We start from the raw sequence: 18,475 nt of genomic DNA, 5'->3' as shown, positions 1-18,475 counted from the left end.
CGGATCAGTGCGACGCTATCCGGGATGCCGCACCGACCATACGGGTGTATGCAGCCGGGGCGAATCGTTTGAATGTCCAGCCGATCTTGGCGTCCAGTTGCGGCATACAGTACAAGTCACCGCGGTCATGGGCGTCCAAGCAAGTGCGCGCGATCGTTAGCGGCGAAACCCCTGTCCAACGGATGAATTTGGTGGCCAGTTCGCTGGATTGAGCACTGATACGGCCAGATTCGACGATGCTGGTCTTGACGAACGTGGGGCACAGCACAGTGACTTTGACGCCTGAGCCGGACAGTTCGGCGGCCAGGGTCTCCGACAACGAAATCACGCCGGCCTTGCTGACGTTGTATGCCGCCATGCCGGGCGCCGAGGCAAACGCGGCCGCCGACGCGACGTTGATGATTCCTCGTCCCGCTTTCGACGGCCCGGCCGCCCTCAAAATCGGAGTGAAGACCTGGCAGCCATGGATCGGCCCCCAAAGGTTGATACCCAGGGTCCACTGCCAATCGTCGAGCGATATCTCGCCGATCGGCTCACCGCCCGCAGCAACGCCGGCGTTATTGATCACCAGTGTGGGTGCTACACCACCGAACCATGTTTGGGCCTGTGCGGCCAGGTCGCGAACGTCGGTGAACCGCGACACGTCACAGCGGATAGCGACCGCTTTACCGCCCCGATCGGTGATCCGCCCAACCGTGGCGGCCGCGGCGGTTTCGTCGATGTCGCTGCAGACCACGGCGCCACCACGACGGGCGAGTTCCTCCGCGAATGCCGCACCGATTCCGCTGCCGGCCCCGGTGACCACCGCCGAGACCTGATGGCTATTCTCGGGCGACTTTCGACCCAGCAGGTTCATGCTGCCCGTCTCCGTCCGTCATGGACAAAGTCAACGACAAATGACGCCATTAGTCAATGGCACAATTGGCGGCGCAGATCGGGGCCGATGGCACGGACATGCCCGCTGTAACACCCGGGCGCCGGCGAACGACACATCTGCAGTAAGCGCTTAGCGCGCCTAATCGTTGACGGAAGGGACAGCGTGATGACCATGAAAGCTTTCGCGACCGGGGTCGCGGCCGTGGCCGCGATCGGAGCCGCCGCAGCAGGCGTGACCGGGGCAAGCGCCTCGGCCGCGTTCCACATCCAACCAGTCGTCTTCAGCGCACCGCTGCCGGCCGACCAGACCGGGGGCCTGCCGACCCCAAGCCAGCTGGCCGGCGTGTTGGCCGGCCTCGCCGACCCGAATGTTCCCTTCGCGAACAAGTCCGGGCTGGTTGAAGGCGGCGTCAGCCCCACCGAGGCGGCCCTGGCCGATCGGGCGCTGCAAAAGGCCGCCAAGAAGGGGCAGCTGCCGCTGTCGTTCACCGTGACCAACGTCGCGGCAGCCGGCCCGGACGCGGCGACGGCCGACGTGGCCGTGTCGGGACCCAAGCTCAGCACACCGGTGACGGAAAACGTCACATTCGTAGACCAGGGCGGCTGGATGTTGTCACGCAGCTCGGCGATGTCATTGCTGCAGGCGGCCTCGGGGCGCTGAGACGATTACCTCCTTGTTGCCGCGAGCGTGCGTGTCGCCGGTCGACACGCTGAGCTAACCCCGTAGCGAGCGCACGCTCGGCCGCCAGGCACCGTCGGCCAACGCCCAGCACCTCGCGTGGACCGGGCCGCTACGCGTTCGCCGGGCCCAGTTCGCGGTCCATGTCGAGTAGCCGCGCGTGCAGCACGGTGCGATTGCGCAGCGCAGCGCGCACCGCCCGGTGCAGTCCGTCCTCGAGGTAAAGGGTGCCGCGCCACTTCACCGCATGCGGGAAAAGATCCCCGTAGAACGTAGAATCCTCCGACAGCAGCCGGTCCAGCGCGAGCACCTTTGTCGTCGTGACCAGCTGGTCGAGGCGGATCTGTTGCGGCGGGATCCGCGACCAGTCGCGGTAGGACAGGCCATGCTCGGGATACGGCTTGCCCTCCCGCACGCCCTTGAAAATCATCTGCGGATCGTCCTTGGCGCGGACCTGCTCACGGTCGATAAGGCTAGTCCCGCTCGACCACCGGCTGCAGTCATTGCCGCCGGTAACCGGCGCCGCTGCCAATCACCGTAAAATGTGGGGGTTAGGGAGGTGGATCGGATGGGAAGTGCCGAGGAGCGTCGCTTTGAGGTGCTGCAAGCCATCGTCGCCGATTTCGTCGCCACCAAGGAGCCGATCGGGTCGAAGTCGTTGGTGGAGCGGCACAACCTGGGCGTCTCGCCGGCCACGGTGCGCAACGACATGGCGGTGCTGGAGGCCGAGGGCTATATCACCCAGCCCCACACCAGCTCCGGACGGGTGCCCACCGAGAAGGGTTATCGCGAATTCGTCGACCGGCTCGACGACGTCAAGCCGTTGTCGGCTGCCGAACGGCGCGCAATCCAGAGCTTTCTGGAGTCCGGCGTGGATCTCGACGACGTGTTGCGCCGTGCGGTGCGGCTGCTGGCCCAGCTGACCCGTCAGGTAGCGATCGTGCAGTACCCGACGCTGTCGACGTCGACGGTGCGGCACCTGGAGGTGATTGCGCTCACTCCGGTGCGGCTGCTGATGGTGGTGATCACCGATTCGGGGCGGGTCGACCAGCGCATCGTCGAACTCGGTGACGTCATCGACGACCACCAGCTCGCTCAGCTGCGGGAGTTGCTGGGCCAGGCGTTGGAAGGCAAGAAGCTCTCGGCGGCGTCGGTCGCAGTTTCCGAGCTGGCCGGGCACTTCGACAGGAAAAACGGAGCTGCCAACAGCCTGTCGGACGCCGTGGGCCGCTCGGCGACGGTGTTGCTTGAGTCGCTGGTCGAGCACAACGAGGAGAGGCTGCTGCTCGGCGGGACCGCCAACCTGACCCGCAATACCGCCGATTTCGGTGGATCGCTGCGCTCGATCCTGGAGGCCCTTGAGGAGCAGGTCGTGGTGCTTCGGCTGCTGGCCGCCCAGCAGGAGGCCGGCAAGGTAACGGTCCGCATCGGGCACGAGACCGCGGCCGAGCAGATGGCGGGCACTTCGGTAGTGTCCACCGCCTATGGCACTTCCGACACGGTCTACGGCGGCATGGGGGTACTGGGGCCCACCCGGATGGACTATCCGGGAACTATAGCCAGTGTCGCCGCGGTTGCTATGTACATCGGCGAAGTGCTGAGTTCGCGATGATCGAGCACCCGTTGCAGTATTTGTGGACAGCCGCCTAAGGCGGTACAAGAAAGGTCAGGCGTGGCACGCGACTACTACGGTCTGCTCGGCGTGAGCAGGGGCGCCACCGATGCGGAGATCAAACGCGCTTACCGCAGGCTGGCGCGCGAGCTGCATCCCGACGTCAACCCTGACGAGCAAGCCCAGGCGAAGTTCAAAGAGATCAGCGCCGCCTACGAGGTGCTCTCCGATCCGGAGAAGCGCCGCATCGTCGATATGGGCGGAGATCCGCTGGAGAACGCCGCCGCCAACGGCTTTGCCGGGTTCGGGGGTCTCGGTGACGTGTTCGAGGCGTTCTTCGGCGGTGGTGCCACCTCGCGCGGTCCGGTGGGACGGGTGCGGCCCGGTTCGGATTCGTTGCTACGGATGCGTTTGACCCTCGAAGAATGCGCCACGGGCGTCACCAAGCAGGTCACCGTCGACACCGCGGTGCTCTGTGACCGATGCCAGGGCCGGGGCACCAACGGAGCCTCGGGACCGGTGACCTGTGACACGTGCGGCGGGCGCGGCGAAATACAGACCGTGCAGCGCTCGCTGCTCGGCCAGGTGATGACGTCGCGTCCCTGCCCGGTCTGTCGCGGCGTCGGCGAAGTCATCCCCGACCCCTGCCATCAGTGCGGCGGCGACGGCAGAGTGCGGGCGCGCCGGGAGATCAGCGTCAAGATTCCCGCCGGAGTCGGCGACGGAATGCGAGTCCGGCTGGCCGCCCAGGGCGAAGTGGGGCCCGGCGGGGGACCGGCCGGCGACCTCTACGTCGAGGTCCACGAACAAAGTCACGACATCTTCGTGCGTGACGGCGACGACCTGCACTGCACGGTCTCGCTGCCGATGGTCGACGCGGCATTGGGCACCACGGTGACCGTCGAGGCGATCCTCGACGGGCTCATCGAGATCACCATTCCGCCCGGCACCCAGCCCGGCTCGGTGCTCACCCTGCGCGGCCACGGCATGCCGCACCTGCGTTCGGGGATTCGCGGCGATTTGCACGTGCACGCCGAGGTGGTGGTGCCCGAGCGGCTCGATCACCGCGACGCCGAACTGTTGCGCGAGCTGAAAAACCGACGCAGCCGCGACGTCGCGGAAGTCCGATCCACCCATGGCGGCCCCGCCGGCGGGTTGTTCAGTCGGCTACGCGAGACGTTCACCGGCCGCTGAGCGGCCCGTGCCCGGTTTGTTCTACGTCGACGCGCTGCCGGAGACGGGGGCGCTGGCCGTGGTCGGTGGCGGCGAGGGGTTCCACGCCGCGACCGTCCGGCGGATCCGCCCGGGCGAGGAGTTGCTGCTCGGCGACGGCGCCGGCGGCGTGGCCCGATGCCGGGTGGAAGCAGCCGCCCGTGACCGGCTGCAGGCCCGGGTGCTGCAACGCTGGCAGGTGTCGCCGCCGCAGCCGCCGGTGACGGTCGTGCAGGCACTGCCCAAAGCCGAGCGGTCGGATCTCGCGATCGAGCTGGCCACCGAGGCCGGCGCGGACGCGTTCGTGGCCTGGCAGGCCGCGCGTAGCGTGGCACGGTGGGACGGCGCCCGGGTCGAGAAGGGCCTGCGCCGCTGGCGCGCGGCGGCCCGCGCCGCGGCCGGGCAGTCCCGACGTGCGCACATCCCGCTGATCGACGGCGTGCTGTCGACCGCGACGCTGGTCCGGGCAGTGGCCGGCGCGGTGGCGTCGGGCACCGTGGTGCTGGCGCTGGACGAGTCGGCCACCGCGGGACTGGCCGGGCTGAGCCTGCGGCAGGCGGGTGCGCTGATGCTCATCGTTGGGCCCGAGGGCGGCATCGCGCCCGACGAGATCGCCGCGCTGACCAGCGCAGGTGCACTCGCCGTCCGGATGGGCCCCGGCGTGCTGCGTACCTCCAGCGCGGCCGCGGTCGCGCTGGGTGCCCTCGGCGTGCTCACACCGCGCTGGGATGAGCGGTCGAAATCGTGACGGCGCGGTTCGGTTCCCCGAATTGCGAGCCACGCGACGCGACGCGAGCGCTAAACTTGCGTTTCAAGTAGTCAATACCCCGGCAGAAAGCAGGCATCAGAAACCACGTGACGCCCCGCGAGACAACCACTGCTGATACCGCTCAGGTGCGCAGCAGCATCGATGTTCCGCCCGACCTCGTCGTGGGCCTGCTGGGTTCGTCCGACGAAAACCTGCGTGCGCTTGAACGCATCCTGGCCGCTGACCTGCATGTGCGCGGAAACGCCCTGACCCTCTGCGGCGACCCGGCCGATGTTGCACTCGCCGAACGGGTGATCGCCGAACTGGTGGCAATCGTGGCCAGTGACCACCACCTCACCCCCGAAGTGGTGCGCCATAGTGTCGCGATGCTGGTCGGCGCCGGCAATGAGTCGCCTGCCGAGGTGCTGACTCTCGACATTCTGTCGCGCCGCGGTAAGACCATCCGACCGAAGACGCTCAATCAAAAACGCTATGTCGACGCCATCGACGCCAACACCATCGTGTTCGGGATCGGCCCGGCCGGCACCGGTAAGACGTACCTGGCGATGGCCAAAGCGGTCAATGCGCTGCAGACCAAGCAGGTCACCCGCATGATCTTGACTCGTCCGGCAGTGGAAGCCGGTGAGCGCCTGGGCTTTTTGCCGGGCACCCTAAGCGAGAAGATCGACCCGTACCTGCGTCCGTTGTACGACGCGCTCTACGACATGATGGATCCGGAGCTGATCCCCAAACTGATGGCTTCCGGAGTCATCGAGGTGGCGCCGCTGGCATATATGCGGGGTAGAACGTTGAATGACGCGTTCATCATTCTCGACGAGGCGCAAAACACGACCGCCGAGCAGATGAAGATGTTCCTGACCCGTCTGGGATTCGGCTCCAAAGTTGTTGTCACCGGAGATGTCACCCAAATCGACCTGCCTGGCGGCGCCAGGTCCGGGCTGCAGGCCGCGGTCGACATCCTCGAGGGCATCGACGACATCTACGTTGCCCAACTGAGCAGCGTCGACGTGGTGCGGCACAGACTGGTCTCCGAAATCGTCGACGCCTATGCCAAATACGAGGCGCCCGGCCTGACGATGAACCGCGCCACCAGACGGGCGTCGGGCAGCCGCGGGCGCCGGTGACGATGCAGAGCGAAGCGATGAGGAGGAACGGCGCCGAGGAGCCGCGCCGGTGACGATGCAGAGCGAAGCGATGAGGAGGAACGGCGCCGATGCGCCGCGCCGGTGACGATGCAGAGCGAAGCGATGAGAACATGAGCATCGAGGTCTCCAACGAGTCCGGTATCGACCTCTCCGAAGTCGAACTGATCGATGTCGCGCGGTTTGTCCTCGACAGGATGGATGTCAATCCGGCGGCCGAACTGTCATTGGTACTGCTGGACAGCGCGGCGATGGCCGATCTGCACATGCGGTGGATGGACCTGCCCGGCCCGACCGACGTGATGAGCTTCCCGATGGACGAGCTCGAGCCCGGCGGCCGGCCCGACGCACCCGAGCCGGGGCCGGAGATGCTCGGTGACATTGTGCTGTGCCCGGAATTCGCAGCAGAGCAGGCCGCGGCCGCCGGGCACTCGCTAGGTCAAGAACTGGCATTGCTGACCATCCACGGGGTGTTGCACCTGCTGGGTTACGACCACGCCGAGCCGGCCGAGGAAAAGGAAATGTTCGCTCTGCAGCATCGGTTGCTCGAAGAGTGGGTAGCCGATCAGGTTGCGGCTTACCATCAGGATTGCCAGACTGAGCGGGACCGTCGGCTGCTGGACAAGTCAAGGTATTTCGACGAGCCGTGACCGAAGTAAGTTCGCTGCTCGGCGCGATCGTATTGATCTGCCTGGGTGGCCTGTTCGCCGCGTTGGATGCCGCGATCACCACGTTATCGGTGGCCCGCGTCGAGGAGCTGGTACGCGAGGGGCGCCCCGGTGCGCGGCGACTGTCAAAAGTGATGAGCGACCGCCCCCGTTACATGAATTTGGTTGTGCTGCTGCGCATCACCTGCGAAATAACCGCGACCGCCCTACTGGTGGTGTTCCTCCGACACAATCTGAGCATGGATTGGGGATTGTTCATCGCCGCCGCGATCATGGTGGTAACCAGCTTTGTCGTGATCGGTGTCGGTCCGCGCACCCTGGGCCGCCAGAATGCCTATTCCATCGCTTTAATGGCTGCCCTTCCGCTGCAAATTATTTCGTGGCTGCTGATGCCGCTCAGCCGACTGCTCGTAGTGGTCGGTAACGCACTGACCCCGGGTCGCGGATTTGAAAATGGGCCGTTCGCATCCGAAATCGAGCTCCGCGAAGTTGTCGATCTCGCCCAGCAGCGCGGAGTGGTCGCCGCCGCCGAGGGCCGAATGATCCAGTCGGTCTTCGAGCTCGGTGACACCCCTGCTCGCGAGGTGATGGTGCCGCGCACCGAGATGATCTGGATCGAAAGCGACAAGTCAGCCGCGCAGGCGACTTCGCTTGCGGTGCGCAGCGGGCACTCCCGAATCCCGGTGATCGGAGAAAATGTCGATGACATCGTCGGTGTGGTTTACTTGAAAGACCTTGTTCGCCAGACTTATTCTTCGACGAACGGCGGCAGCGATATCGCCGTCGCACAGTTAATGCGGCCGGCAGTGTTCGTACCGGATTCCAAGCCGCTGGACGCGCTGCTGCGCGAGATGCAGCATGACCGCAACCACATGGCGTTACTGGTTGATGAGTACGGCGCGATTGCCGGACTGGTGACCATCGAGGACGTCCTGGAGGAGATCGTCGGAGAAATCGCCGACGAATACGACGCGGCCGAGACGGCGCCGATAGAGGATCTGGGCGACAACCGGTTTCGGGTGTCGGCGCGCCTGCCGATCCAAGACGTGGGTGAGCTCTACGAGATGGAATTCGACCACGGCTTCGATGTCGACACCGTCGGCGGGCTGCTCGCCCTGGAGTTGGGTCGTGTGCCGCTGCCCGGAGCCGAGGTGATCTGCCATGGTCTTCGACTCCGGGCCGAGGGCGGCCCCGACCACCGCGGACGGGTTCGCATCGGCACCGTGCTGGTGAGCCGTGTCGACTCCGACGGCGGGCAGGCGTGCGACCATGACGGCTGAACCGCTGGACCCCGAGGATGCCAAGCTGGTGCTGCTGGCCCGGGCGGCGATGGCTCGCTCGGGCGCCGGCAGCGGCGCGGCGGTGCGTGATGTCGACGGCCGCAACTATGCCGCTGCACCGGTGAATCTGGCTGCCCTGCAGCTGACCGCGCTTCAGGCGGCGGTGGCCGCGGCGGTCTCCAGCGGCGCAACCGGCCTCGAGGCCGCCGTTCTGGTGGCCGGTTCCGGCGACGACGCCGGAATCGCGGCCGTCCGCGAACTGTCTTCGGCGGCAAAGATTCTCGTGACCGACAGCGACGGAAATCCCTCATGACCGCAGTGCCCGGCGGCGACCTGTGAACGAATTCCGCTCCGGTTTCGTCTGTCTCGTCGGGCGACCGAACACCGGAAAGTCAACGCTGACCAACGCGCTGGTCGGCGCCAAGGTCGCGATCACGTCGACGCGCCCCCAGACCACGCGGCACACCATCCGAGGCATCGTGCACCGACCGAACTTTCAGATCGTCCTCCTCGACACCCCGGGGCTGCACCGGCCGCGCACACTGCTGGGTAAGCGGCTGGGCGACATGGTCCGCGACGCCTACGCCCATGTCGACACCATCGGCTTGTGCATCCCCGCCGACGAGGCGATCGGCCCGGGGGACCGCTGGATCGTGCAGCAAATCCGCTCCCTTGCGCCCGAGACGACCCTGGTTGTCATCGTCACCAAGATCGACAGGGTGTCCAAGGAGCAGGTGGCCGCACAACTGGTGGCAGCCAGCGAGCTCGTCGGAATCCCGGAAGGCCGGCACGCCGAGATCGTCCCGGTATCGGCGGTGACCGGCGAACAGGTCGACGTCTTGATCGAGGTACTGGCGGCAACGTTGCCGCCCGGTCCGGCCTATTACCCCGACGGTGAGCTGACCGACGATCCCGAAGAGGTACTGATGGCCGAGTTCATCCGGGAAGCCGCCCTGGAAGGCGTGCATGACGAGCTGCCGCATTCCCTGGCGGTGGTGATTGACGAGGTGCGTCCGCGTGCCGGCCGCGACGACCTGGTCGACGTGCACGCGGTCCTCTACGTCGAGCGCGACAGCCAGAAGGGCATCGTCATCGGCAAGGACGGCGCCCGATTGCGGGAAGTCGGCACCGCGGCGCGCAGCCAGATCGAGAACCTGCTGGGCACCAAGATCTATCTCGACCTGCGCGTCAAAGTCGCCAAGAACTGGCAGCGCGACCCTAAACAGCTTCGAAGGCTGGGATTTTAAATGTCACCGAGGATGCCTCCGGCGGCAAGACCACCGCTGGGGGCCGGCGGGACATCGGTGCCGGTGTGCCACCAGGCCGTCGGCTGTTTGGCCGCCCAGCCGTTGACCGCTTCCAGTTCGGCGGCCAGCGACACCAACAACGGCTCGCTGTTGGCGGGGCCCATCAGCTGCACACCTATCGGCAGGCCGTCGGAGGTGAATCCCGCCGGGACGTTGATCGACGGCCAGCCCAGTACGTTCCACGGCCAGGTCACCGGGCACGCCGCGATCATCGCACGGTCAGTGGCCAGGCTGCCCAACGTGTCGAAGCTGTCGACCAGCGGTGGCGGCTGCGCGGTCGTCGGCGCCAGCACCACGTCGACGAACCGGAAAATCGTACCTACTCGGCGCTGATCGGCGGCTTCCCGTGCGCGGGCATTGCGCAGTATCGATTCCGAGAGCACCCGCCCCACCCGCATGTTGGCCAGGGTGCGCGGATCCCAGTCGACCCCGTCGCCCAGCCGCTCGGCCCACTCGAGCAGACCCGAGGTGGACCGGGCCAGAAAGTTCCAGGCCAACCTCACCCCGTAGTCCGGATTGCCCGCCACCACGGTATGGCCGAGCAGCTTCAGTTGATCGGCCACCGTTTCCAGCGCGGCCCTGATCTCCGGGTGTAGCCGGGCTGCGAACCCGGTGAACGGAAACCGCGTCGACATCGCGATCCGCAACGGGCCCGGCGCGCGGCCCACGTGGTCGGACACCCGCACCGGCGGCGGCTTGTGCAGATCACCCTCGGCGTTGCCCGAGGCGGCGTCGAGCACCAGCGCCGCGTCGGCGACGGTGCGGGCCAAAACGCCGTTGACCGTGATGCCGTTGAAGGCTTCCGGCAGCGGCCAGGTCGAGATACGGCCACGTTGCGGCTTGATCCCCACCAGATGGGTCCACGCTGCGGGGATGCGGACGCTGCCGGCCCCGTCGGAACCGATTGCTGCGGTGACCAGTCCGGCCGCTACTGCGGCGGCGCTGCCGCCCGACGACCCGCCCGGGGTGTGCCGGGGCGACCACGGATTGCGGGTATGGCCGAACCCTGGCCCGCTGGTGAATGGCCATTGGCCCAGCTCGCAGGTGTTGGTTTTACCGACGATCACCGCCCCGGCCGCCTTGAGGCGGCGCACCACCTCGGCATCGGCAGTGGCGTCGCGGACATGCCCCGAGGTGCCGAATGCGGTCGGTACCCCGGCGATGTCGACGTCGTCTTTGACCGCGATCGGGATACCGAGCAGGGGAGCGTCCTGGCCGCTGGCCCGCCGCCGGTCGGCCTCGGCGGCATCGGCCAGCGCCGAGTCGGTCAGCACCACGCGGAAGGCGTTGAGCGTGGACTGGCTGGCCTCGATGGCGTGCAGTGAGCGTCGGACCAGTTCGAGCGAGGTCACCGCACCGCTGGCCAGCAGGTAAAGCTGGTCGGTCAGCGTCGGGAGGCGGGATGCGGCAGGGTCGGACATTGCATAAAAGCGTATCGGCGCGGGCAATCAAGCAATGTCGTCATGCAATGACACACTGAGGTGATGCGGCTGTACCGGGACCGGGCGGTGGTGTTGCGCCAGCACAAGCTCGGCGAAGCCGACCGGATCGTCACTTTGCTTACCTGTGACCACGGGCTGGTCCGCGCGGTGGCCAAGGGTGTGCGCCGCACCCGCAGCAAGTTCGGCGCACGGCTGGAGCCGTTCGCGCATATCGATGTGCAACTGCATCCGGGCCGCAACCTCGACATCGTCACCCAGGTCGTCTCGATCGATGCGTTCGCCGCCGACATCGTCAGCGACTACGGTCGTTACACCTGCGCCTGCGTGATGCTGGAAACCGCCGAACGCCTCGCCGGTGAAGAGCGGGTGCCGGTTCGGGCACTGCATCGGCTCACGGTCGGCGCGTTACGGGCGGTGGCCGACGGACAACGGCCCCGTGAGCTGGTGCTGGACGCTTATCTACTGCGCGCCATGGGGGTCGCCGGCTGGGCGCCGGCGTTGACCGAATGCGCCCGCTGCGCCGCACCGGGTCCGCATCGGGCGTTTCACGTCGGCGCGGGTGGCAGTGTCTGCGGGTATTGCCGCCCGGCCGGCTCCACCACTCCGCCGCCGGGCGTGCTCGACCTGATGATCGCGCTGCGCGACGGCGACTGGGAGGCGGCCCAGGCCGCGCCGCAGTCAGCCCGCAGCCACGTCAGCGGGTTGGTGGCCGGCCACCTGCAGTGGCATCTGGAGCGCCGGCTGCGCACGTTGCCACTGGTGGAACACAAGTATCGGGTTGACCGAGCGGTCGCCGACCGGCGAGGGGCGCTGATCGGGCAGGATATGGCCCATGCGGACGAACCGGGGCAGCAGCGCCACGCCTAGTGTCGAACGCCACCGAGACGTCTTCCCTCAGCTGGCACCGGCTCCCGACGACTATCCCACTTTCCCCGACACCTCTACCTGGCCGGTGGTCTTTCCCGAGCTGCCGCCGTCGCCCGGCGGCGGTCCGCGCCGGCCGCCTCAGCATCCGTCGAAGGCGGCGCCGCCGCGGATCCCCGCCGACCAGCTACCCCGTCATGTGGCGATCGTTATGGACGGCAACGGCCGTTGGGCGACCCAACGGGGATTGACCCGCATCGAGGGTCACAAGATGGGGGAGGCGGTGGTGATCGATGTCGCGTGCGGGGCGATAGAAATCGGCATCAAGTGGCTCAGTCTTTATGCTTTCTCGACCGAAAACTGGAAGCGTTCGCCTGAGGAGGTTCGCTTCCTGATGGGCTTTAACCGCGATGTGGTGCGACGCCGCCGGGAAAAACTCAACGAGATGGGCGTGAAGATTCGGTGGGTGGGATCTCGAGCACGCCTGTGGCGCAGCGTCATCAAGGAATTGGCAATCGCGGAGGAGATGACACGCGACAATGACGTCATCACGATCAATTACTGCGTCAACTACGGCGGTCGGACCGAGATCACGGAGGCTGCAAGGGCAATCGCACGTGAGGCAGTCGCGGGAAAATTGAGCCCGGACCGCATCACCGAGGCGACGATCACCCATCACCTGCACCGGCCCGACATTCCCGATGTGGACTTGCTGCTGCGAACCTCCGGAGAAAAGCGGTCCAGCAACTTCATGCTGTGGCAAGCAGCGTACGCGGAGTACGTCTTCTCCGAGAAACTCTGGCCCGACTATGACCGCCGTGATCTCTGGGCCGCCTGTGCAGAATATGCGACACGGCATCGGCGATTCGGGACAGCCTAATGTCGTCGCTACCGGAGCGGCTGGCTTGCGTGCTGGGCGAGGTGTTGTCGGTCCAACAGGAAGCCGACGGCGCGCTGACCGTCCGCCACAACGGCACGTTAGCTTCGTTGCGGGTGGTGACCATCGTCGAGAACCTCGACCTGGTGTCGCTGACTCAGGTGTTGGTTTGGGACCTGTTGTTGACCAAGAAGACCCGCGAACGGGTAGCCGAGCAGGTCGACAGCACCCTGCTCGGGTCGGTGGTCTTGGTCGAAAAGGCCCGTGACACAGCCGCTGCTCGCCCGTCGGGGAAAATCGCCGATGTGATTTTGCGCTACAACTTCCCGGGCTCGGGCCTGACCGACGAAGCACTGCGCACTTTGGTCCTGATGGTGCTCGACAAGGGCAGCGAGATCCGCCGCGCGCTGGTCGCCCACTAGGCCGGCGTGCGACACCGCGAACAGGTCCCGAAGATCTCGATGGTGTGGCTGACGTCGGAAAATCCATGCCCGGCGGCCACCTTCGTCGCCCAGGTCTCGACCTCGTGGTCGCCGATCTCCACGGTGGATCCGCAACTGCGGCAGATCAAATGATGGTGATGATGCTCCGAGCAGCGTCGATAGACCGATTCCCCGGTGTCGTTGCGCAGCGTGTCGACCAGGCCCGCCGACGACATCGACTGCAGAGTCCGATAGACGGTGGTCAGACCGATGTTCTCCCCGCGCCGGCGCAATTCGTCGTACAACTCCTGGGCCGACCGGAAGTCGTCAATCGTGTCCAGCAGGGTCGCGATCGCCGCCCGTTGCCGGGTGGCACGCATGCTGGCGCCGCTCACGACGTGTCCTCGCCCGCGTGAGCCACGGCATCGATGACGATATGAGCGAGATGGTGATCGGCCAGCCGGTAGAGCACTTCCCGGCCCACCCGCTCCCCGGAGACCACACCGGCCGCCTTGAGGATCTTCAGGTGCTGGCTGATCAGCGGTTGCGGCACGCCGAGCACATCGACCAATTCGTGCACACAGCGCTGGGATTCGCGCAGCTGCAGTACAATCGCGATCCGTACCGGGGCAGCCAGCGCCCGCAGTAGTTCGCCCGCAGCGTCGAGCACCTCGCGCGGAGGCGGCGGACTTGCGGTTGCCCCGCGGTGCCGGTGAGCACCGATTTCGGCGCCCACGTCGGCTGCCATTGACGTTGCGGGAGGCATGACCATCACCTTCGAGCCTGGGTCAATTGAGAATCATTGTCGGGTGAGTCCACTGTCACATGCACGCAGACGCATGTCAAAGGCCGTGCCGTGATCGCTAGGATGACGAAGGCTCTGGCCGGCGATGCCCCCGGATCGTCCCCATCCACAGACAGGAGTGCACCACCTCGTGGCGTCCGTGATCGACACCATCGTGAACTTGGCCAAACGGCGCGGACTGGTTTATCCGTCCGGTGAGATCTACGGCGGCACTAAGTCGGCGTGGGATTACGGCCCGCTCGGGGTGGAACTCAAGGAGAACATCAAACGGCAGTGGTGGAAATCGGTCGTGACCGGCCGCGACGACGTCGTCGGGCTGGATTCCTCGATCATCCTGCCGCGCGAGGTGTGGGTTGCCTCCGGGCATGTCGAGGTGTTCCACGATCCGCTGGTCGAATCGCTGATCACCCACAAGCGCTACCGCGCCGATCACCTCATCGAGGCATACGAACAAAAACACGGGCACCCGCCGCCGGGCGGGCTGGCCGATATCCGCGACCCCGACACCGGCGAGCCCGGCCAGTGGACCGAACCGCGCGAATTCAACATGATGCTCAAAACCTACCTCGGGCCGATCGAAACCGAGGAGGGGCTGCACTACCTGCGGCCGGAGACCGCGCAGGGCATCTTCGTCAACTTCGCCAATGTGATGACGACGTCGCGCAAAAAACCGCCGTTCGGTATCGCGCAGACCGGCAAGAGCTTCCGCAACGAGATCACCCCCGGCAACTTCATCTTCCGCACCCGCGAATTCGAGCAGATGGAGATGGAGTTCTTCGTCGAGCCGTCGACGGCTCCGGAGTGGCACCAGTATTGGATCGACACCCGGCTGGCCTGGTACGTCGACCTCGGTATCGATCCCGACAACCTGCGGCTGTGGGAGCATCCCAAGGAAAAGTTGTCGCACTACTCGAACCGCACCGTCGACATCGAGTACAAATTCGGCTTCGCCGGCAATCCCTGGGGCGAGCTGGAGGGGGTGGCCAACCGCACCGATTTCGACTTGTCCACACACTCGAAGCACTCCGGAGTCGACCTGTCGTATTACGACCCGGTCACCGACACCCGGTATGTGCCGTACGTGATCGAACCGGCGGCCGGGCTGACCCGCTCCTTCATGGCGTTTTTGATCGACGCCTACGTCGAGGACGAAGCTCCCAACGCCAAGGGTGGGATGGAAAAACGCACGGTGTTGCGGCTGGATCCCCGGCTGGCGCCGGTCAAGGTCGCGGTGCTGCCACTCTCGCGGCACGCCGACTTGAGTCCCAGGGCCCGCGATCTGGCCGCCGAGTTGCGCAAGTGCTGGAATGTCGAGTTCGACGACGCCGGCGCCATCGGGCGGCGTTATCGACGCCAAGACGAAATCGGAACACCGTTTTGCGTGACTGTGGATTTCGACACCCTCGACGACCATGCGGTCACGGTCCGCGAACGCGACACGATGACCCAGGAGCGGATCGGCATCGGCGGCGTGGCCGACTACCTGGCGGCACGGCTGAAAGGCTGCTAGGCCAGCCCAGAACCAAACCGCCCCGGTTTCGGGCAGCGCCGAACCTGTCAGAACCGCCCGCCCCCGCCCAGGAACCCGTCGTCACCTGACGACCCTCCGAACGACGCCGGGCCTCCGCTGCCGAAGCCGCCGCGCATCGCGCCGCCGAGAAGATCCCCGAGGATGATGCCGCCCATCATGGCGCCCATATTGCTGCCGCTGTAACGGCCGCGGTAGGCCAATTGCGCGGACTGGACGTCGGCATTGGCCAGGGACTGCGCCTGCACGGCCAGCGACGAGGCGCTGTTGGCATGCGCGATCGCCTCGCTGAGGTTCGTCGCCTGTTTGCCGTGCGCGGCTTGCAGCTGCCGGCTGGCCTCCGCCAACCGGGTGCGCGCCTCGGGGCCGATGCTGCCGCGCCGGGTGTCGATGTAGTCCGAGACCGCGCGCACCCGCGACTCCGCGGTGAAGATCGCCTGCTCGAAGGTGCGGGTGAGGCGCTCGGCGGTGGCGTGTTCCTCGGCGAGCGTGCTCAGCAGCCGATCCAGGGTGGCGTGAGCATCGGTGAGCCGGACGAACGCGCCGAGCGGGTCGGCGGTTCCAGTGGCGCGGGCGGCATCGACCGCGGCGGCGGCGGCGGCGCGTGCTGCGGCCAGGTCGCCCGCATGCGGAGCCACGGCATTGGCGGCGTCGGCCAGGTGGGTATCGGCCTGCTCGATGCCGGACTCGACGTCGGCGATCAGCGACGGCAGCGCGGCGACCGCGCGACGGATGTCCTCGGCGGCGCCGTCGACCGCGTCCAGCAGCGAACGGGCTTGTCCGAGAGCGGCCTCGGCGCCGCGGACCGCGTCGACCAGCCCGGCTTGCCCGCCGCTGACCGGCCGGTTGGCCAGATTACGAGCCGAGGTGATGTTCTGCTCGGCAAACACCAACCGCTCTTTGGCCGAAGCGACGTTGCCCGATACCGAAGCCAATGCGGCGGAGTCGAATTCATCGTGCAGCGCAGCCAGCCGTTGTTCTGCCGGTTCGATGCGCGCGGTCAGCTCGACGACCTGCCGGGTCAGCATGTCCAGCCGCGAGGGCGCGTTGACCACCAGATCACGCAGCTGCTCGAAGGCCTCGGTCTGCGCCTGCAGCTCCTTATCGGCCCGCGCCGCCGACACGATCACCCGGGTCAGCAGTTCGCGCCGCTCGGCCGGCGTCTCGGGTGTCACGTCGTCGAGTTGGTGGCGCACGGTGAACGCTTGCGCTAACGCCGCTTTGGCATTGTTGACCGCCCGGGTGAACGGCTCGGTCCGTTGCTGCCCGAATTCCTCGACTGCCAAAGCCAATTCGTTGGCGCTGGTGCGCACCGCGTTGTCGACGCGCACCACCATCGACTGCGACAGTTCGTCGAGCACGTCGAGCGGCACCTCGGCCAGCGCGTCCGGGTCGGTGAGGTCGATCCGGTTCGCCGCCGCCACCGCGGCCTGGTATCGGCGCAGCCGGCGGTAGCGCATCACCAGCAACAGCGCCAGGACCGCCACTGCGATCACACCCAGCGCGACCAGCAACGGCCGCCAGCCCGCCGCCGGGCCAACACCCCGGCTGCGGTTGAGCCCGTCGGCGGCGGCGATCGCTGCGCCGGCCCAGTCGCCGCGGTGCAGCGCCGGCTCGATCTGGTTGCGCCGCAGGTCGTCCACCTGCCGGGCGGTGACGGTCTGCACCGTCGAGGGCACCACGAACGCGTAGGCACGGGCGCTGGTGGCCACCGCCAGCAGTGCGTCGTAGGCGCCCAAGTCGCTGGCCCGTCGGGTGCTTTGCGCCCAGCTCAGCGGCGCCTGCCCGGAGAAGGTGTCGACGTAGACCACCCACAGCCGCACGTGGCGATCGTCGTAGAGCCTGTCGACGGCCGACTCGACGGCGCTTCGGCTCGAGGCGTTCAATACCCCGGCGTTGTCGGTGACGTAGGCCGGCAGCCGGAACGGCCACTGGGCGACCGCGCCCGGCGCCAGCAGCAGTCCGGCGATCAGCAGCGCCGCCAACACGGCGAAGAACGGGCGGGCGATCCGCATTGGTAGTCAGGGGCGCGGTGTCCGCAGAGCGAACCCGTTTCCCCATCCCCCTTTCAATCCGTGCGTGCGGTTTTCCCGCACACGGCTTACCGATGATCTTCTAGACATGGTTACGCCGCCTTCGGATAGCGGATGGTGCCGCGAAGCCGGTGCAGGCCGTGCCCGTTAAACCACTCCTCGGTCCACTGATCGGCCTGGCCTGCCCGAAGATTGCGGCCCCGCTTCTTGACCATCAAGCGGAACAAACGCCTCATGACATACCAGTCGATCTGGCGGAACTTCTTGGCGGCGTTGCCGGTACGAAAGTAGTTACCCCAACCCCGCAGGATCGGATTCAGCTCCGCGATCACCTCGCGGATGTCCTGCCCCACACGGTTGCGGCCGGTCCGGTCTTTGACCTTGTCCCGGAGCCGTTTCATTGCCCGCTGCGAGGGCCAACGATGCAGGTAGTAGCGGATGACCCGCCGCTGTTCCCACAGCCGCCCCGACATGCGTGCCCGGAAATGGCAACCCAGGAAGTCAAGACCCTCCCGACCCGCTCTAAGGTCCACCACCTTCGTTTTATCCGGATGCAACCGCAACCCCAGCGACACCAGGATTTCTCCCACTGCCGCCAAAGCGTGCTCAGCCTGCGCTGCCGAGCGGCACAACACCACACCGTCATCGGCGTAACGCACCAACTCACCTACCCCACGGGCAGACAACTCGGTGTCGAGCACATGCAAGAAGATGTTGGCCAACAACGGCGAAATGACGCCGCCTTGAGGGGTGCCAGCGACCGTCCGCTCGACCGCACCCTCGACCATCACCCCTGCTTGCAGCCACAAACGCAGCAGTTTGAGCACCCGCCGATCCGACACCCGCCTGCTGACTAGTTCCAGCAGCCGGTCATGATCGATCTCGCCGAAGAAATTGGCGATATCGGCCACCAAAGCGTTCGTCAACACCTTCAGCGAATCGCTGCGCGGTGAACTGCG

Annotated in this window: 20 protein-coding genes; 13 read left to right on the top strand and 7 right to left on the bottom strand. The window is 66.5% G+C overall.

The annotated features are described in order from the left end of the window. Positions 1–4: 4 nt before the first annotated feature. Positions 5–856, bottom strand: coding sequence for an SDR family NAD(P)-dependent oxidoreductase (locus tag F6Q13_RS08165; RefSeq protein ID WP_293054959.1), 852 nt, complete (start codon positions 854–856; stop codon positions 5–7). 183 nt (positions 857–1,039) lie between these two features. Between F6Q13_RS08165 and F6Q13_RS08160 the strand changes: the two genes are divergently transcribed. Continuing rightward, a complete protein-coding gene (locus F6Q13_RS08160; protein WP_293054957.1) occupies positions 1,040–1,537 on the top strand; it encodes a hypothetical protein in 498 nt (165 codons plus the stop codon). Between the two features lie 130 nt (positions 1,538–1,667). Here the strand turns inward: F6Q13_RS08160 and F6Q13_RS08155 are convergent, their stop codons facing one another. Further along, complete coding sequence (locus tag F6Q13_RS08155) at positions 1,668–1,985, bottom strand: type II toxin-antitoxin system VapB family antitoxin (RefSeq protein WP_293054955.1); 318 nt, start codon at positions 1,983–1,985, stop codon at positions 1,668–1,670. Between the two features lie 138 nt (positions 1,986–2,123). Between F6Q13_RS08155 and hrcA the strand changes: the two genes are divergently transcribed. From hrcA to era, 8 genes are all read left to right on the top strand, one after another. After that, positions 2,124–3,167 carry a heat-inducible transcriptional repressor HrcA gene (hrcA, locus tag F6Q13_RS08150; protein WP_293054953.1) on the top strand — a complete coding sequence of 348 codons (1,044 nt, stop codon included), beginning with the start codon at positions 2,124–2,126 and terminating at the stop codon, positions 3,165–3,167. A gap of 60 nt (positions 3,168–3,227) precedes the next feature. After that, the gene (gene dnaJ / locus F6Q13_RS08145) at positions 3,228–4,361 is read left to right on the top strand and encodes a molecular chaperone DnaJ (RefSeq protein ID WP_293054951.1); all 1,134 of its coding nucleotides are present in this window, start codon (positions 3,228–3,230) and stop codon (positions 4,359–4,361) included. Positions 4,362–4,368: 7 nt separating this feature from the next. Then, positions 4,369–5,127, top strand: a complete 759-nt coding sequence (locus tag F6Q13_RS08140; protein ID WP_293054949.1) for a 16S rRNA (uracil(1498)-N(3))-methyltransferase — start codon at positions 4,369–4,371, stop codon at positions 5,125–5,127. 107 nt (positions 5,128–5,234) lie between these two features. Continuing rightward, the gene (locus F6Q13_RS08135) at positions 5,235–6,272 is read left to right on the top strand and encodes a PhoH family protein (protein ID WP_293054947.1); all 1,038 of its coding nucleotides are present in this window, start codon (positions 5,235–5,237) and stop codon (positions 6,270–6,272) included. Between the two features lie 131 nt (positions 6,273–6,403). Next, a complete protein-coding gene (ybeY, locus tag F6Q13_RS08130; RefSeq protein ID WP_293055014.1) occupies positions 6,404–6,940 on the top strand; it encodes an rRNA maturation RNase YbeY in 537 nt (178 codons plus the stop codon). Continuing rightward, positions 6,937–8,238 (top strand): hemolysin family protein, encoded by a 1,302-nt coding sequence (locus F6Q13_RS08125; protein ID WP_293054945.1) that lies wholly within the window; start codon positions 6,937–6,939, stop codon positions 8,236–8,238. Before ybeY ends, F6Q13_RS08125 begins: the two co-directional genes overlap by 4 nt. Then, complete coding sequence (locus F6Q13_RS08120) at positions 8,228–8,551, top strand: cytidine deaminase (protein WP_293054944.1); 324 nt, start codon at positions 8,228–8,230, stop codon at positions 8,549–8,551. The genes F6Q13_RS08125 and F6Q13_RS08120 overlap by 11 nt, the downstream gene beginning before the upstream one ends. Positions 8,552–8,573: 22 nt before the next feature. Next, positions 8,574–9,485, top strand: coding sequence for a GTPase Era (gene era / locus F6Q13_RS08115; RefSeq protein WP_293054943.1), 912 nt, complete (start codon positions 8,574–8,576; stop codon positions 9,483–9,485). On the opposite strand, the gene F6Q13_RS08110 is transcribed toward era, so the two are convergent. Then, positions 9,482–10,966 carry an amidase gene (locus F6Q13_RS08110; protein WP_293054941.1) on the bottom strand — a complete coding sequence of 495 codons (1,485 nt, stop codon included), beginning with the start codon at positions 10,964–10,966 and terminating at the stop codon, positions 9,482–9,484. The genes era and F6Q13_RS08110 overlap by 4 nt on opposite strands. A 63-nt stretch (positions 10,967–11,029) precedes the next feature. Between F6Q13_RS08110 and recO the strand changes: the two genes are divergently transcribed. From recO to F6Q13_RS08095, 3 genes are read left to right on the top strand one after another with little or no spacing between them, the layout of a single operon-like run. Further along, the gene (gene recO / locus F6Q13_RS08105; RefSeq protein WP_293054940.1) at positions 11,030–11,854 is read left to right on the top strand and encodes a DNA repair protein RecO; all 825 of its coding nucleotides are present in this window, start codon (positions 11,030–11,032) and stop codon (positions 11,852–11,854) included. Then, entirely contained in the window at positions 11,820–12,731 is a 912-nt protein-coding gene (locus F6Q13_RS08100; RefSeq protein WP_293054939.1) for a decaprenyl diphosphate synthase, read from the top strand. Before recO ends, F6Q13_RS08100 begins: the two co-directional genes overlap by 35 nt. Continuing rightward, positions 12,731–13,150, top strand: coding sequence for a hypothetical protein (locus F6Q13_RS08095; protein WP_293054937.1), 420 nt, complete (start codon positions 12,731–12,733; stop codon positions 13,148–13,150). Before F6Q13_RS08100 ends, F6Q13_RS08095 begins: the two co-directional genes overlap by 1 nt. Here F6Q13_RS08095 and F6Q13_RS08090 read toward each other — a convergent pair. After that, complete coding sequence (locus F6Q13_RS08090; RefSeq protein ID WP_293054935.1) at positions 13,147–13,545, bottom strand: Fur family transcriptional regulator; 399 nt, start codon at positions 13,543–13,545, stop codon at positions 13,147–13,149. The genes F6Q13_RS08095 and F6Q13_RS08090 overlap by 4 nt on opposite strands. Beyond that, entirely contained in the window at positions 13,542–13,922 is a 381-nt protein-coding gene (locus F6Q13_RS08085; protein ID WP_293054933.1) for a metalloregulator ArsR/SmtB family transcription factor, read from the bottom strand. The genes F6Q13_RS08090 and F6Q13_RS08085 overlap by 4 nt, the downstream gene beginning before the upstream one ends. 151 nt (positions 13,923–14,073) lie before the next feature. Here F6Q13_RS08085 and F6Q13_RS08080 point away from each other — a divergent pair, with 151 nt between their 5' ends. After that, on the top strand, positions 14,074–15,465 hold the full coding sequence (locus F6Q13_RS08080) for a glycine--tRNA ligase (protein WP_293054931.1): 1,392 nt from the start codon (positions 14,074–14,076) through the stop codon (positions 15,463–15,465). A 47-nt stretch (positions 15,466–15,512) separates the two neighbouring features. On the opposite strand, the gene F6Q13_RS08075 is transcribed toward F6Q13_RS08080, so the two are convergent. Together F6Q13_RS08075 and F6Q13_RS08070 are read right to left on the bottom strand one after the other, a co-directional pair. Then, a complete protein-coding gene (locus F6Q13_RS08075) occupies positions 15,513–17,498 on the bottom strand; it encodes a TPM domain-containing protein (protein ID WP_293054929.1) in 1,986 nt (661 codons plus the stop codon). 110 nt (positions 17,499–17,608) lie between these two features. Further along, the coding region (locus F6Q13_RS08070) for a reverse transcriptase domain-containing protein (protein WP_293054928.1) at positions 17,609–18,475 on the bottom strand (867 nt) is incomplete at its 5' end.

This window comes from Mycobacterium sp. (assembly GCF_008709575.1).
Classification (GTDB): domain Bacteria; phylum Actinomycetota; class Actinomycetes; order Mycobacteriales; family Mycobacteriaceae; genus Mycobacterium.
This window is presented reverse-complemented; position numbering and strand designations above follow the sequence as displayed.

Bases quoted from the DNA above. Each gene is read 5' to 3' on its own strand.
- recO (WP_293054940.1), top strand. From the start codon at position 11,030: ATGCGGCTGTACCGGGACCGGGCGGTGGTGTTGCGCCAGCACAAGCTC.
- F6Q13_RS08110 (WP_293054941.1), bottom strand. From the start codon at position 10,966: ATGTCCGACCCTGCCGCATCCCGCCTCCCGACGCTGACCGACCAGCTT.
- F6Q13_RS08120 (WP_293054944.1), top strand. From the start codon at position 8,228: ATGACGGCTGAACCGCTGGACCCCGAGGATGCCAAGCTGGTGCTGCTG.
- F6Q13_RS08095 (WP_293054937.1), top strand. From the start codon at position 12,731: ATGTCGTCGCTACCGGAGCGGCTGGCTTGCGTGCTGGGCGAGGTGTTG.
- F6Q13_RS08165 (WP_293054959.1), bottom strand. From the start codon at position 856: ATGAACCTGCTGGGTCGAAAGTCGCCCGAGAATAGCCATCAGGTCTCG.
- ybeY (WP_293055014.1), top strand. From the start codon at position 6,404: ATGAGCATCGAGGTCTCCAACGAGTCCGGTATCGACCTCTCCGAAGTC.
- F6Q13_RS08100 (WP_293054939.1), top strand. From the start codon at position 11,820: ATGCGGACGAACCGGGGCAGCAGCGCCACGCCTAGTGTCGAACGCCAC.
- F6Q13_RS08085 (WP_293054933.1), bottom strand. From the start codon at position 13,922: ATGGTCATGCCTCCCGCAACGTCAATGGCAGCCGACGTGGGCGCCGAA.
- F6Q13_RS08075 (WP_293054929.1), bottom strand. From the start codon at position 17,498: ATGCGGATCGCCCGCCCGTTCTTCGCCGTGTTGGCGGCGCTGCTGATC.
- hrcA (WP_293054953.1), top strand. From the start codon at position 2,124: ATGGGAAGTGCCGAGGAGCGTCGCTTTGAGGTGCTGCAAGCCATCGTC.
- F6Q13_RS08155 (WP_293054955.1), bottom strand. From the start codon at position 1,985: ATGATTTTCAAGGGCGTGCGGGAGGGCAAGCCGTATCCCGAGCATGGC.